General features: G+C 62.6%; 17 protein-coding genes. 8 read left to right on the top strand and 9 right to left on the bottom strand.

Going from position 1 to position 13,131, the window contains the following annotated elements:
- Positions 1–6: 6 nt before the first annotated feature.
- From AC1Q6J_RS12705 to AC1Q6J_RS12695, 3 genes are all read right to left on the bottom strand, one after another.
- Complete coding sequence (locus AC1Q6J_RS12705) at positions 7–1,227, bottom strand: ABC transporter substrate-binding protein (protein ID WP_492279638.1); 1,221 nt, start codon at positions 1,225–1,227, stop codon at positions 7–9.
- A 73-nt stretch (positions 1,228–1,300) separates the two neighbouring features.
- Entirely contained in the window at positions 1,301–2,014 is a 714-nt protein-coding gene (locus AC1Q6J_RS12700; RefSeq protein ID WP_492279637.1) for an ABC transporter ATP-binding protein, read from the bottom strand.
- Positions 2,007–2,762 carry an ABC transporter ATP-binding protein gene (locus AC1Q6J_RS12695; protein ID WP_492279636.1) on the bottom strand — a complete coding sequence of 252 codons (756 nt, stop codon included), beginning with the start codon at positions 2,760–2,762 and terminating at the stop codon, positions 2,007–2,009. Before AC1Q6J_RS12695 ends, AC1Q6J_RS12700 begins: the two co-directional genes overlap by 8 nt.
- A 342-nt stretch (positions 2,763–3,104) precedes the next feature.
- On the opposite strand from AC1Q6J_RS12695, the gene AC1Q6J_RS12690 reads away from it, so the two are divergent.
- A complete protein-coding gene (locus AC1Q6J_RS12690; RefSeq protein ID WP_492279635.1) occupies positions 3,105–3,707 on the top strand; it encodes a PAS domain-containing protein in 603 nt (200 codons plus the stop codon).
- A gap of 46 nt (positions 3,708–3,753) precedes the next feature.
- Here the strand turns inward: AC1Q6J_RS12690 and AC1Q6J_RS12685 are convergent, their stop codons facing one another.
- A complete protein-coding gene (locus tag AC1Q6J_RS12685; protein ID WP_492279634.1) occupies positions 3,754–4,101 on the bottom strand; it encodes an ArsC family reductase in 348 nt (115 codons plus the stop codon).
- Between the two features lie 29 nt (positions 4,102–4,130).
- Positions 4,131–4,721, bottom strand: coding sequence for a 2'-5' RNA ligase family protein (locus tag AC1Q6J_RS12680; RefSeq protein ID WP_492279633.1), 591 nt, complete (start codon positions 4,719–4,721; stop codon positions 4,131–4,133).
- A 137-nt stretch (positions 4,722–4,858) separates the two neighbouring features.
- Between AC1Q6J_RS12680 and AC1Q6J_RS12675 the strand changes: the two genes are divergently transcribed.
- The 4 genes from AC1Q6J_RS12675 (at position 4,859) to AC1Q6J_RS12660 (ending at position 6,518) form a co-directional block, all read left to right on the top strand.
- Positions 4,859–5,197 carry an ArsR/SmtB family transcription factor gene (locus AC1Q6J_RS12675; protein ID WP_492279632.1) on the top strand — a complete coding sequence of 113 codons (339 nt, stop codon included), beginning with the start codon at positions 4,859–4,861 and terminating at the stop codon, positions 5,195–5,197.
- On the top strand, positions 5,194–5,676 hold the full coding sequence (locus tag AC1Q6J_RS12670) for an SRPBCC domain-containing protein (RefSeq protein WP_492279631.1): 483 nt from the start codon (positions 5,194–5,196) through the stop codon (positions 5,674–5,676). The genes AC1Q6J_RS12675 and AC1Q6J_RS12670 overlap by 4 nt, the downstream gene beginning before the upstream one ends.
- 124 nt (positions 5,677–5,800) lie before the next feature.
- The gene (locus AC1Q6J_RS12665) at positions 5,801–5,959 is read left to right on the top strand and encodes a DUF5993 family protein (protein ID WP_492279630.1); all 159 of its coding nucleotides are present in this window, start codon (positions 5,801–5,803) and stop codon (positions 5,957–5,959) included.
- A gap of 10 nt (positions 5,960–5,969) precedes the next feature.
- Complete coding sequence (locus AC1Q6J_RS12660) at positions 5,970–6,518, top strand: disulfide bond formation protein B (RefSeq protein ID WP_492279629.1); 549 nt, start codon at positions 5,970–5,972, stop codon at positions 6,516–6,518.
- Between the two features lie 31 nt (positions 6,519–6,549).
- Here AC1Q6J_RS12660 and ilvD read toward each other — a convergent pair whose 3' ends face one another.
- Positions 6,550–8,400, bottom strand: coding sequence for a dihydroxy-acid dehydratase (ilvD, locus tag AC1Q6J_RS12655; protein ID WP_492279628.1), 1,851 nt, complete (start codon positions 8,398–8,400; stop codon positions 6,550–6,552).
- A gap of 97 nt (positions 8,401–8,497) precedes the next feature.
- On the opposite strand from ilvD, the gene AC1Q6J_RS12650 reads away from it, so the two are divergent.
- A complete protein-coding gene (locus tag AC1Q6J_RS12650) occupies positions 8,498–9,409 on the top strand; it encodes a LysR family transcriptional regulator (protein ID WP_492279627.1) in 912 nt (303 codons plus the stop codon).
- Here the strand turns inward: AC1Q6J_RS12650 and AC1Q6J_RS12645 are convergent, their stop codons facing one another.
- The 3 genes from AC1Q6J_RS12645 to AC1Q6J_RS12635 all read right to left on the bottom strand — a co-directional run bounded on the left by AC1Q6J_RS12645 (position 9,410) and on the right by AC1Q6J_RS12635 (position 11,092).
- Positions 9,410–9,892: a DUF411 domain-containing protein gene (locus tag AC1Q6J_RS12645; protein ID WP_492279626.1), complete on the bottom strand. Its 483-nt coding sequence runs from the start codon at positions 9,890–9,892 to the stop codon at positions 9,410–9,412.
- A gap of 130 nt (positions 9,893–10,022) precedes the next feature.
- Complete coding sequence (locus AC1Q6J_RS12640) at positions 10,023–10,295, bottom strand: hypothetical protein (protein ID WP_492279625.1); 273 nt, start codon at positions 10,293–10,295, stop codon at positions 10,023–10,025.
- The gene (locus tag AC1Q6J_RS12635; RefSeq protein ID WP_492279624.1) at positions 10,292–11,092 is read right to left on the bottom strand and encodes a DUF899 domain-containing protein; all 801 of its coding nucleotides are present in this window, start codon (positions 11,090–11,092) and stop codon (positions 10,292–10,294) included. The genes AC1Q6J_RS12640 and AC1Q6J_RS12635 overlap by 4 nt, the downstream gene beginning before the upstream one ends.
- A gap of 128 nt (positions 11,093–11,220) precedes the next feature.
- On the opposite strand from AC1Q6J_RS12635, the gene AC1Q6J_RS12630 reads away from it, so the two are divergent.
- Both AC1Q6J_RS12630 and AC1Q6J_RS12625 read left to right on the top strand, forming a co-directional pair.
- Positions 11,221–12,441, top strand: coding sequence for a helix-turn-helix domain-containing protein (locus tag AC1Q6J_RS12630; protein ID WP_492279623.1), 1,221 nt, complete (start codon positions 11,221–11,223; stop codon positions 12,439–12,441).
- Between the two features lie 31 nt (positions 12,442–12,472).
- Positions 12,473–13,111 carry a Vgb family protein gene (locus AC1Q6J_RS12625; RefSeq protein WP_492279622.1) on the top strand — a complete coding sequence of 213 codons (639 nt, stop codon included), beginning with the start codon at positions 12,473–12,475 and terminating at the stop codon, positions 13,109–13,111.
- Positions 13,112–13,131 lie beyond the last annotated feature (20 nt).

Genomic DNA, 13,131 nt, shown 5'->3' with positions numbered 1-13,131 from the left:
TTGCTGTTACTTCTTCACCAGCGGGCAAACGCTTTCGGACAGCGGCCGGAAGGCCTGCTCGCCCGGCGTGGTGCCGACCAGCTTGTAGTAATCCCAAGGGCCCTTCGACTCCGACGGCTTCTTCACCTCGAAGAGATAGGCCGGATGGATCTTGCGGCCGTTCGGCTGGATCGAGCCCTTGCCGAACAGCGCGTCGTCGGTCGGCATTTCCTTCATCTTGGCGACGACCTTGGCGCCGTCATGCGGATTGCCGCCGAGAGCTTCCAGCGCCTTGAAGTAGTGGATGAGACCGGAATACACGCCCGCCTGTATCATGGTTGGCATCGCCTTGTTCTTCATGCGTTCAGAGAACCGCTTGGAGAAAGCGCGCGTGCCGTCATTCGTGTCCCAGTAGAACGTCTCGGTGAAGTTCAGCCCCTGCGCGACATTCAGGCCGAGCGAGTTGACGTCGGTGATGAACATCAGAAGACCGGCCAATCGCTGACCGCCCTTGACGATGCCGAACTCAGCGGCCTGCTTGATCGAGTTGGTGGTGTCGCCGCCCGCGTTGGCGAGACCGACGATCTTCGCCTTCGAGGCCTGCGCCTGAAGCAGGAACGAGGAGAAGTCCGACGAGTTCAGCGGATGCTTGACGCCGCCGAGAACCTTGCCGCCCGCCTTGGTCACGGCTGCGGTGGTGTCGCGTTCCAGCGCCGCACCGAATGCATAGTCCGCGGTGAGGAAGAACCAGCTGTCGCCACCGGCTTTCACCAGCGCGGTGCCCGTGCTGTTCGCCAGCATGTAGGTGTCGTAAACCCAATGCAGGACATTCGGCGAGCATTGCGCGTTGGTCAGGTCCGACGACGCCGCGCCGGTGTTGATCATGATGGCGTTCTTCTCGGTCACGACGTTCTTGACCGCGAGCGCCACGCCCGAGTTGAGCACGTCGACAAGCACGTCGACCTTCTCGACGTCGATCCATTGCCGGGCGGTCGTGGTGCCGACGTCCGGCTTGTTCTGGTGATCGGCAGCGATGACGTCGATCTTCCAGCCCTTTTTGGTGAGGCCGGAATCCTCGATGGCCATCTGCGCAGCGACCGTGGAGCCCGGCCCGCCCACGTCGGCGTAAAGCCCGGACATGTCGCTCAGGTTTCCGATCTTGATGACCTTGTCCTGTGCGAAAGCGCCTGTTCCCGCGCCGAACACCAGCGCGGTACCCAACATGAGTGCCGAAATCGTGTTTTTCATTATCTTTCCCTCCTGGATGCCGCTTGTTGGCGGCGTTGTCGTTACTCGTGGACTTCTGTTCTAAAAGTTGCCGTTACACGCCGAGATAGGTGTGGAGCTTCTCCATGTTGGCCTGGAGTTCGGAGTTTGCGAACGCGTCGATGATCTTGCCGTGCTCGACGACGTAGTAGCGGTCGGCGACCGTCGAGGCGAAGCGGAAGTTCTGCTCGACCAGAAGGATCGTGAAGCCTTCCGCCTTCAGCCGTTTGATCATGTGCCCGATCTGCTGGATGATGACCGGCGCGAGACCTTCGGTCGGCTCGTCCAGCATCAGGAACCGCGCGCCCGTGCGCAGGATGCGCGCGATCGCCAGCATCTGCTGCTCGCCGCCTGACAGTTTCGTGCCCTGGCTGCCGAGACGTTCCTTGAGATTGGGAAACAGCTCGAAAATCTGATCAAGCGTCATGCCGCCGTTACGGATGGTCGGCGGCAGCATCAGGTTTTCCTTGACGTCGAGGCTCGCGAAAATGCCGCGCTCCTCGGGACAGAACGCGACGCCGAGACGCGCGATCCTGTCAGACGGCAGGCGGATCGTCTCCTTGTTCTCGAACTCGATGGAACCCGTGCGCTTGCCGATGACGCCCATCACCGATTTCAGCGTCGTGGTCTTGCCCGCGCCGTTGCGGCCGAGCAGCGTCACCACCTCACCGGGGCGCACATCGAAGTTCATGCCGTGCAGGATGTGGGACTCACCGTACCACGCTTCGAGATTTTTGACGGTCAGCACCGGAGCGCCCGCATTACTCATGGCCGGCTCCCAGATAGGCTTCCTTGACCTGCGGATGCTTGGTGAGCGTGGCGTAGTCGCCTTCCGCAAGCACCTTGCCGCGCGTCAGCACGGTGATCGTATCGGACAGGTTGGCGACGACATTCAGATTATGTTCGACCATCAGGATCGTGTACTTCTGCGAAATGCGCTTGATCAGCGCGGCGACCTTGTCGATGTCCTCATGGCCCATACCGGCCATCGGCTCGTCGAGCAGCATCATTTCAGGATCGAGCGCCAGCGTGGTCGCGATTTCCAGCGCCCGCTTGCGGCCGTAGGGCATTTCCACCGCGGGCGTATTGGCGAATTCGCTCAGGCCAACATCGTCGAGCAGTTCCCGCGCACGGCCGTTGTACTGATCGAGTACTGACTTCGAGCGCCAGAAGTCGAACGACCAGCCGTGCTGGCGCTGCAAGGCGACCCGCACATTCTCCATGGCCGTAAGGTGCGGAAACACCGCCGAGATCTGGAAGGACCGGACAAGACCGAGGCGCGCCACGTCAGCCGGCGCCATCGCGGTGATGTCCTGCCCCTTGTAACGAATCTCGCCGCGCGTCGGCTTCAGGAACTTGGTCAGCAGATTGAAGCATGTCGTCTTCCCGGCCCCGTTCGGGCCGATCAGCGCATGAATACTGCCACGGCGAACCTTCAGATTGACATCGCTCACGGCCACAAAGCCCGCGAACTCCTTGGTCAAACCAGAGGTTTCAAGAATGAAGTCATCAGACAAGCAATTTCCCCCTGTCAGCCTTCACGCAGGTTCTCCCCACGTGTGACCGTTTTAGTTGCCGCGCTCCTCGGCCGTTTCGCCGCCCCCGCACCGCACTCGGTCGCGAATATGCAGCGAATTGTTAGCGATGCGCAAGCTGCAATGCTGCCCAGCGAATACTGCGTAATTTGCAAAAAGTATAGCGTCTACTGTTGCCTAGGGCATGAAGTTCAGCTTCCGGGTGCCTGGAAACGCATCGTTAAGCCTAATATTCGGCCAAGCCCCCTCTTCACCAAATATTTCGACCGCCGACCGATGATTGCTGGCAAGGACTTTCTCTAATTTCCATCGGGGACTTCGGCCATGGATTTCGAAAGCGCAAGTCCGGCTATCGTAAAGTCGATCAAGCAGCGCGAACTCCTGAATTTCTGGCTTCGGCTCTACGCCAGGCACGAACGCGTGCCGGCATTCGACGACTATCGCCCCGAACGCCTCGCCGACGAAAGCGAGGATCTGGTCTATATCGTCGTCGAAGGTTCCGCCGACACGCCCCGGTTTTTCATTGAAAGCGACGGCGACCGGATGACAATCGCATTCGGAGCCGCCGGCAAGGGCCGTGACCTCGAAGAGTACATGGGCCAGAAGCTCGCGCCGGTCGTGATGCCGATCTACCGCGAATGCATCCGGCGGCAACTTCCAATATTCACGATCTCGCAGATCAACGACCTTTACGGCCGCAAGGTCGATTACGAACGGTTGCTGATGCCTTTCTCGGATGGCGACGGCGTCAGCCGGATCATCGCATCGCTGAAAACGATATGCGACGATGGAGGCTTCGAGATCAGAAACCTGATGCGCGCAAATGACGTGCCGCCGAGCTACAAACTGCGCTCGGTGATCGACCGGGACCTGTTCCACAAGGTGCCGGGCCGGATCGCCCCCGGTGACACGATAGAATTCGTCTAGTGATCCGGTTCTGACATTCGTATCACATCGCAGCGTCGGCTGCGCGCTACCCGACCGCCGCCTCGTAGTTCTCCGGCTTGAAGCCGACCAGCAGCTTGCCACCGGCTTCCAGAACAGGACGCTTGATCATGGATGGCTGGGCCAGCATCAGCGCCATCGCCTTTTTCTCGGTCAGGTTGGCCTTGTCGGCGTCGGGAAGCTTGCGGAACGTGGTGCCGGCCCGGTTCAGCAGGATCTCCCAGCCGACGGCCTTGCTCCAGCGCACAAGCCGGTCCTTGTCGATGCCTGCCGTCTTGTAATCATGAAAGCTGTAATCGACGCCGTGCTTGTCCAGCCACGCGCGCGCCTTCTTCATCGTGTCGCAGTTCTTGATGCCGTAGATGGTGATGGGCAAATTCGATCCCTCGTATTTCTGAATCGGGATTAGCGCCACAGCGGCCAGCGCGCGAGATGAATGTGCTTTCCCTGGCCGACAAGACTGTGGACGAGAACGAAATCGGTGACAGTCCAGCCAAGTGATTCAATTGCATGTTCGTCGACAAGCCGCCTGTCGTAGAGCAACGTCATATGCGGTGTGAAATGCGGCGTCACCCACCGGCCCAGTCCAGCTCCTGTCATTGCCTCGCCAACGGCGCGATGAAGCATGGGCAGCGCGGCAATGTCCCTGCCCGTCCGCAGCACAAAAGGCCTCGTCTTTCTTTTGTTGGTGAAGCTCAAGGCGCGATCGAAACTGATCTCGAACGGCGGCAGCGAAACCGCTGGCGCAGCCGTGCAAATCGTCTCAACGAGGCTCTGAGGCAACCCGCTGTAAGCGCCAAGATAATGCAGCGTGACATGGAGCCTGCCCGGTGAAAGCGCCTCGCCCTTCAGCCCGTGGCAATAACGGAGCCGCTGAATCAGTTCGCCGATGCGGTCAGCCGTGGCCGCCGGTGGCACGAGGGCCAGGAACAGTCCGTTCGCAGGCTCAGATGGACGAGGCGGTTCAAACCCTTGAAAGACAAGCTGTTCGGGCATGATCTGAACCTCATTACGCAATAGAACAAACAAGGAACATTGATGTCTCCAGTTCCGAGATGCAAGCGGGGTTTTCCCGCTTGACGGCCGGGTCGCCAGATCATATTTAAGTAACTACTTAAATACAGGTTGAACCCATGCCGGCCGACGCTCTCGACATGACTTTCAAGGCTCTCGCCGATCCAACGCGGCGCGCGATCCTCGCCCGCCTCGCGCTTGGCGAGACCTCCGTGCAGGAACTGGCGAAGCCGTTCGACATGAGCCTCCCGGCGGTCTCCCAGCATCTGAAAGTTCTGGAGACCGCAGGCCTCGTCACACGCGGCCGCAAGGCCCAGTGGCGGCCCTGCCGCCTTGAGCCGAAGGCGCTGAAGGAAGCGACCGAGTGGCTCGATCAGTACCGGCGGTTCTGGGAGGAGAGCTTCGGCAAGCTCGATCTGTATTTGAAAGACATCCAGTCAAAGGAATCCGGCACATGACGACAACTCTCAAGGTCAAAGCGAGCGCGCCTGCGGACCAGCCCACCATCACCATGGAGCGCGAATTCGACGCTCCGCCGGACGTGCTGTTCCGCGCCTTCGCCGAGACCGAGGCCTTGAAAGCATGGTACGGCCCGTTCAAATCCGCCATCACGGTACACGCGATGGACTTTCGCGTCGGCGGCCTGTTTCGCTTCACCATGCATGGCCCGGACGGAACGGACTATCCGAACCGGATTGCTTACCGCGAGATCAAACCGGGAGAGCGCCTCGCCTATCGCCACGGCTCGGACATCGACAACGATCCGGACGCCTTTGAGGTCACAGTCTCATTCGAAGCCCTGGGCGCAAACCGCACACTTCTGACGATGCATTCGATCTTCCCCTCGATCGAAGCGCGAAATGCTGTCGCGAAATTCGGCGCTGTTGAGATCGGCATGCAAACGATCGAACAGCTGGCTGCATATGTGAAGGGATAACGAGCGCAAGGCAGCGCCGCCGGTGACGCGAAAGCATCGCCGGCGGCGTTGCACTGTTGAAATGCGAGACCGCCGATTGCCGAATCTGGCGTAGAGTAAGTCCATATCCGCTGGGGGAGCGAAGATGGAATTCACCGCGCTGTTTCTGGCCGCTGCGATCGTGATGTGCGTCGCGTGGCGCGGCTCGCGGACCTTCGCAATGTCCCTGTTCGCCGTGCTGCTGGCCGCCTGTGTCGCGACCTATCTCCACCACGCGACCGATACGCTGAAGCTGTCGTTCTGAGGCACATCGCATGACCAGGCAACGCGCGATCACCCTCAACGCACTCAGCCTCTACGGTGTCGCCGCAGTACTCGCCGCGGCGTTCGCGGCGCAGCTTATGCTGAACGAACTGCCCTGCCCGCTATGCCTGCTCCAGCGCATCATGTTCACGGCGCTGGCCGTCGGGCCGATGCTGAACATCCGCTTCGGACCGCGGCCAAGCCACTACGCATTGTCGCTGCTGGCGGCTCTCATCGGCGCGATGATCTCGACGCGTCAGGTTCTGCTGCACATCATGCCGGGCGACGCGGGTTATGGCTCGGCGCTGCTCGGCTATCACTATTACACGTGGGCGCTGCTGGGATTTATCGCGGCCATCGCGCTGATCGCGGTGGTCCTGCTGTTCGACAGGCAGTTCGAAAAACAGGACGCCGCGCCGTCCGCGGCAACCGCCTTCGCGCGCACGGCGATGTGGCTCGTCATCGGCCTGACCGCGCTGAATGTGATTTCGACGCTGCTGGAATGCGGCTTCGGTGCGTGCGCCGACAACCCGATTGTGTATGAACTGCTCAAGCGCTGACGCGGACTGCGGCCCGCGTCAGCATGAGTTGTTACTTCTCTACCTGAGACACGTCGCGAACCGCGCCGCGCGAGGCGTTGGTCGTCAGCGCCGCATAGGCGCGCAGCGCCGGCGACACCACGCGGTTGCGGTCGACCGGCTTCCAGGCGGTGTTGCCCTTGGCTTCCATTGCCGCGCTCCGCGCCGCGAGAACGGACTCGTCGAGTTCGACGCTGATGATGCGGTTGGGAATGTCGATCAGGATCGGATCGCCTGTCTCCACCAGTCCGATCAGTCCGCCCTCAGCGGCCTCCGGCGAGACGTGGCCGATGGAGAGGCCCGAGCTTCCGCCCGAGAACCGGCCGTCAGTCACCAGCGCGCAAACCTTGCCGAGCCCTTTCGACTTCAGATAGCTGGTCGGATACAGCATCTCCTGCATGCCGGGGCCGCCCTTCGGTCCTTCATAGCGCACCACGACGACCTCGCCCGGCTTCACCCTGTTGCCGAGGATGCCGGACACCGCGTCGTCCTGGCTTTCGAAGACATGCGCCGTGCCGCGGAACGTGAGGATCGATTCATCCACACCCGCGGTCTTCACGATGCAGCCTTCCGGCGCGATGTTACCGAACAGCACCGCAAGTCCGCCGTCCTTCGAGAACGGATGCTGCGCGGAGCGGATCACGCCCTTCTCACGATCGGTGTCGAGGTCGTCCCACCGCTCGGACTGGCTGAAAGCCACCTGCGTCGGCACACCGCCGGGCGCGGCGCGGAAAAAGTTGCGCACGGACTCGCTGTTGGTGCGTCCGATATCCCAGCGGTTGAGGGCATCGGCCATCGTCGGCGCATGCACGGTCGGCAAACTTGTATCGATCAAGTTGGCGCGTTCGAGTTCGCCGAGAATGGCCATCACGCCGCCGGCGCGGTGAACGTCTTCCATGTGAACGTCGCTCTTGGCCGGTGCGACCTTGCAAAGACACGGCACCCGGCGCGACAGCCGGTCGATATCGGCCATCGTGAAATCAATCTCGCCCTCCTGCGCCGCGGCCAGAAGATGCAGCACGGTGTTGGTCGATCCGCCCATGGCGATATCGAGGCTCATGGCATTCTCGAACGCCGCGAAGTTCGCGATATTGCGCGGCAGCGCGGTCGCATCGTCCTGCTCGTACCAGCGGCGCGCAAGATCGACGATCACATGTCCGGCTTCGCGGAACAGCCGTTCGCGATCCGCATGCGTCGCCAGCACCGAACCGTTGCCCGGCAGCGACAGGCCCAATGCTTCGGTCAGACAGTTCATCGAATTGGCCGTGAACATACCCGAGCAGGAGCCGCAGGTCGGACACGCCGAGCGCTCGACCGCCGCGACTTCCGTATCGGTGTAGCTGTCGTCGGCGGCGACGATCATCGCGTCGATCAGATCGACCGAGCGCTTCGCACCTTTCACCGCGACCTTGCCGGCTTCCATCGGCCCGCCCGAAACGAACACGGTCGGGATGTTCAGCCGCATCGCGGCCATCAGCATGCCGGGGGTGATCTTGTCGCAGTTGGAAATGCACACCAGCGCGTCGGCGCAATGCGCGTTGACCATGTACTCGACGGCGTCCGCGATCAGCTCGCGGCTCGGCAGCGAATAGAGCATGCCGCTGTGGCCCATCGCGATGCCGTCATCGACAGCGATGGTGTTGAACTCCTTGGCGACACCGCCCGCGGTCTCGATCTCACCGGCGACGAGTTGCCCGAGATCTTTCAGATGCACATGGCCAGGCACGAACTGGGTGAAGCTGTTGGCGATGGCGATGATCGGCTTGCCGAAATCCGCATCCTTCATGCCCGTCGCGCGCCAAAGGCCGCGTGCGCCGGCCATGTTGCGGCCGTGGGTGGACGTTCTGGAGCGGTATGCCGGCATGAGTGTTCCCTCTTTTATTGGAACGATTCCAATAAAGGGGTTATCCGGCGCTGTAAAATATATTATTCAGAGGTAACTAGGTCGCTTAAAGTATCAAATGGACATCCGCCAGCTCAGGCATTTCGCGGCCGTGGCCGACACCCTGCATTTCGGCCGCGCCGCCGAGCGCCTCGGCATGACCCAGCCGCCGCTCAGCCAGTCAATCATGACACTGGAGCGCGAACTCGGCACGACGCTGTTCGTGCGGACCAAACGCAGCGTGGCGCTGACGCCGTTCGGCGCACAATGGCTGACCCATGTGCGCACCGCGCTCGACAGCGTGAAGGCCCTGCCCGAGATTGCGCAACAACTACGCGACGGCACCGCCGGCCATCTCGCGCTCTCCTTTGTCAGCACCGCCGACTACAGCATCCTGCCGCTGCTGGTGCGCCGCTATGCTTCACTCTTTCCCAATGTCGAGATCTCGCTGACTGAGGCGACCAGCAATGTGCAGATCGCAAACCTGCTCGAGGGCCACGGTCACGTCGGCCTCGTGATCCCGCCGCCGAACGCAGCGCTGCCCAGACAGCTCTCTTATCTGCCGCTTGTCACCGAATTGCTGGTCGCGGCCGTGCCGGAAAGCTGGCTCGCCGACGGGACGCTGTCGTTGTCGGAAGGCCGCCTCGCGTCTAACTCCGTAGTCAGCGCACCGCTCATCATCTTTCCCCGGCAAAGCGCTCCCGCCTTCCATGATCTCGTGACCGGCTACTACACCGCTCTCGGCGGACAGGCGCGGATCGCGCAGGAAGCGATCCAGATGCAAACCATCATCAGTCTGGTCTCCGCCGGCATGGGCATCGCGCTCGTCCCCGCCTCGCTGCGCAATCTCGCGCGCACCGGCGTGCGCTATGTCGATCTGGCGGGTACCGCACCGATCCTGGAGACCGGCATCACATGGCGCACCGGAGACACCACGCCGACCATCGAGCGCTTCGTCAGCATCGCGCGGGAGATGGCGGGCGGCGGATAGTCAAATCGCCTGCGTCCCGCGATAGCGCGCGAATACGCGTTGTCCGTCAGCCGAGAACAGAACGACGTCATATGTATCGGGCGGACTTCCCTCGACTTCCATTCCCGGAGACCCAACCGGCATGCCGCCGACGGCCAGGCCTTTCGCTTGCGGCCGCTCGGCAAGCAGGCGCTTGACCGCATCGGCCGGCACATGCCCTTCGATCACGTAGCCGCCGATTTCAGCCGTATGACAGGAGGAGAGTTCCACCGGCACGCCGAGCTTCGTCTTGAGCGGCGCGAGATCGGCCGACTCGATTTCATCGATTGGAAAACCGGCAGCCTTCACATGCGCAATCCAGCCGCCGCAGCAACCACACGCCGGATCGCGGTTGACAGTCATTCTGGGAAGGGCCTCGGCTGCCTGTGCGTAACGCGGCAGCACCAGTGCCGCGGCCACCGGCAATGCTCCAGCCAGCACCGCGCGACGCGTCGAACTTGTCATCACATCCATCCTCGTTGCCGGGACTCTCGCCCCCGGCATCATTGTTGTTCAGTCGCCCGAAGACTATCCGGAACGATCGATGTCATCCAATCACGGATCGGTTAGGCGAGATGGAAGATTGTCTCCAGCTTTACCGACCGGAGATCAGCTTCAACCACGGCGTCAGATGGAAGGCGCTCATCAGTCCATACATAGCGGCCATGCCGCTGAACGGTGACGCACTATGTGCGCAAAGCATTGCCGGCGTATTTTCACCAGGAGCGCCCGTCACCAGCGCCATGATCGCAAAGGTCGGCGCAGCCGCGAGGGCCAGCCATTTGGCTGCGCCGAGGGTGGCTGCATTGAGCCACCCTTGAAGCGAGACGATCTCATGACCGCCTGAGCGAGTCCTGTCGGAGATCATGTGTGCATGCCGTCGCGTTTGCGGAACGCTTCCTCCCCGGCATCCGACACCGCGATCCACTTCGGGTCAGGCGCGGCGCCCGGAACGTAACTGTCGTTCCAGTTCCACCACTTGTACGGCCGCTCCTGCGGATAACCTTGCGGCGAGTCCTCCCACTCCTCCTGACGCCCGAGCGCGGTCATGTCGAGGTAGCTCCAGACGGTCCCCATCGCTTCGTCGCCACGGGTGTTGATGAGGTAGGTGCGAAAGATGCGCGCGCCGTCGCGGATGAAGGCGTTGTGGCCGTGCCACTGATCGACGCCGAAATCGGCATCGAAGCTGTCGGTGATAGTCACCCATGGGATGTGCTCCCAGCCCATCCGCGCCTTCAGGCGCGCGATGTCGGCCTGCGGCGCGCGTGAGGCATAAACAAGCGTCGTGTCGCGCGCATTCAGATGGGCGAGGTTACTCACCTGATCGGCCCCCAGCGAACAGCCGATGCAGGCATGGTCCGGCCAGCCGTGGACACCGGGCTCGAAGAAGGCGCGGTAGACGATCAGCTGATGGCGGCCCTCGAACAAATCGAGCAGGCTCACTTTGCCGTTCGGTCCGTCGAACGTGTATGTCTTCTCGACGGCCATCCACGGCATCCGCCGCCGCTCGGCGGCCAGCGCGTCACGGGCGCGCGTCTGCGCCTTCTCCTTGACGAGAAGCCGCTCGCGCGCAGCCTCCCATTCTTGCGGCGATACAATCGGCGGTGTGTTCATGGCGTGCTGTCCTTCTTTCCGGCCCTTGTCAGGTGATGGTATCGTGGTCATCGGAACCTCCGAATTTCTCGTATTTTCGGGCTGGAACGTAACGCCGTTCACTGCCGATCGTTCGTGTTCCGGGATAGAGTAAGGGCCGGACAGCGCATGGCGGGAGTGACAAGTTTGGCGGGATTCCGATGGACTCGCTGATCACGGCTGCGGCCCGCGCGCTGGCAACGGGTGATCCCCTCGGAGCACTGAACCGGGTTGCGCTGCGCAACGATCCGCCCGCCCTCGCGCTCCGGGGCATCGCGATGGCCCAGCTCGGCGATCTCGTCCGGGCGCGCACCCTTCTGCAAAAGGCGGCACGCGCCTTCGGTCCGAAAGAAGCTGTGGCCCGCGCAAGGTGCGTCGTCGCCGAAGCCGAGATCGCACTGGTCTCGCGGGATCTCGGCTGGCCGACGAAGCCGCTCGAAGCGGCGCGGGCAGCGCTTGAAAAGCACGGCGACTGGGTGAACGCGGCGCATGCGCGGCATCTCGAAGTCCGGCGTCTGCTCCTGATCGGACGCCTCGATGAAGCCGAACGCGCACTTATCGAACTCGACCCGACACCGCTCCCGCCTGCGTGGCGGGCCGCGCATGAACTGGTCGTGGCCGGCATCGCGATGCGGCGTCTCCGCACGAGGGACGCGCGCACCGCGCTCGATCGCGCTGAACGCGCGGCACGCGATGCTCGGATCCCGGCGCTTCTGGCGGAGATCGAAAACGCGTCGCGCGTTCTGAATACACCCGCGGCGCGCCTCATTGCGCGCGGCGAGGCCCGCCCTCTCCTGCTCGAAGAGGTCGAAGCGCTGCTGGCGTCAAAAGCGCTGGTCGTGGACGCCTGCCGTTATGCGGTGCGCAGCACGGACACAATCGTCTCGCTCGCAAGACGTCCGGTGTTGTTCACGCTGGCCCGCGCGCTCGCCGGAGCATGGCCGAAAGACGTGTCGCGAAGCGCGCTGCTCGCACGGGCATTCCGGGCGAAGCACGCCGATGACTCCCATCGCGCGCGGCTGCGCGTCGAGATCGGGCGGCTGCGCAAGGCGCTGCGGCCATTGGCCGACATCGCCGCGACCAGGGACGGGTTCGCGCTGGCTCCGCTTCGCGCGCGCGATGTCGTCGTGCTGGCAACGCCGGTCGAAGAGGAGCACGCATCGGTGCTTGCTTTCCTTGCCGACGGCGAGTCGTGGTCGAGTTCGGCGCTCGCGCTTGCGCTCGGTGCCAGCCAGCGCACCGTGCAGCGGGCGCTCGACGAGCTTGCCGACGCCGGCAAGGTTCAATCGGTCGGCCGCGCACGTGCCCGCCGCTGGATGACGCCGCCGGTGCCGGGATTCACGACGGCATTGTTACTCCCTGCTGCCCTGCCCGGCGATTAGGATCGGGCCATCGCATCAACAGAGGTTCATCATGAAACGAGCGGCAGCAGAAATCCTTCGCGAGTACGGTCCCTTCCCCGGCGCGGAAGACGTCCACGGAGTGACATTCGATGGCAGCAATGTCTGGTTCGCGTCCGGTGACAGGCTGAATGCTTTCGATCCGCGGAGTGGCAGGACCGTGCAGACCATCGATATCCCTGCCCATGCAGGAACGGCCTTCGATGGACGGCATCTGTTTCAGATCTTCGAGAGGAACATCCGGAAGATCGATCCAAAGTCCGGGCGCGTGCTTGCGACCATCCCCGCGCCCGGCGACGGCGGCGATTCAGGCATGGCCTGGGCCGAGGGCTCGCTCTGGGTCGGGCAGTACCGCGAGAAGAAGATCCATCAGATCGATCCCGAAACAGGAGCGATCATCCGCACCATTGAGTCGAACCGCTTTGTCACCGGCGTCACCTGGGTCGATGGCGAGCTGTGGCACGGAACCTGGGAAGGCGACGAGAGCGCGTTGCGGCGCATTGATCCGCAGACCGGAGACGTTCTTGAGGAACTCGCTATGCCGTCAGGATATGGCATTTCGGGACTCGAGTCCGATGGCGGCGATCGTTTCTTCTGCGGAGGTGGAAAGAGCGGAAAGCTGCGCGCGGTGAAAAGGCCGAAGCGGAGTTGATCGGCAACGGTGTCCGCCCC

The organism is Afipia sp. MLSD5-FHT05B12, from assembly GCF_058793355.1.
The sequence above is the reverse complement of the archived record's forward strand: the minus strand, read 5'-3'. Positions and strand labels throughout refer to the sequence as shown.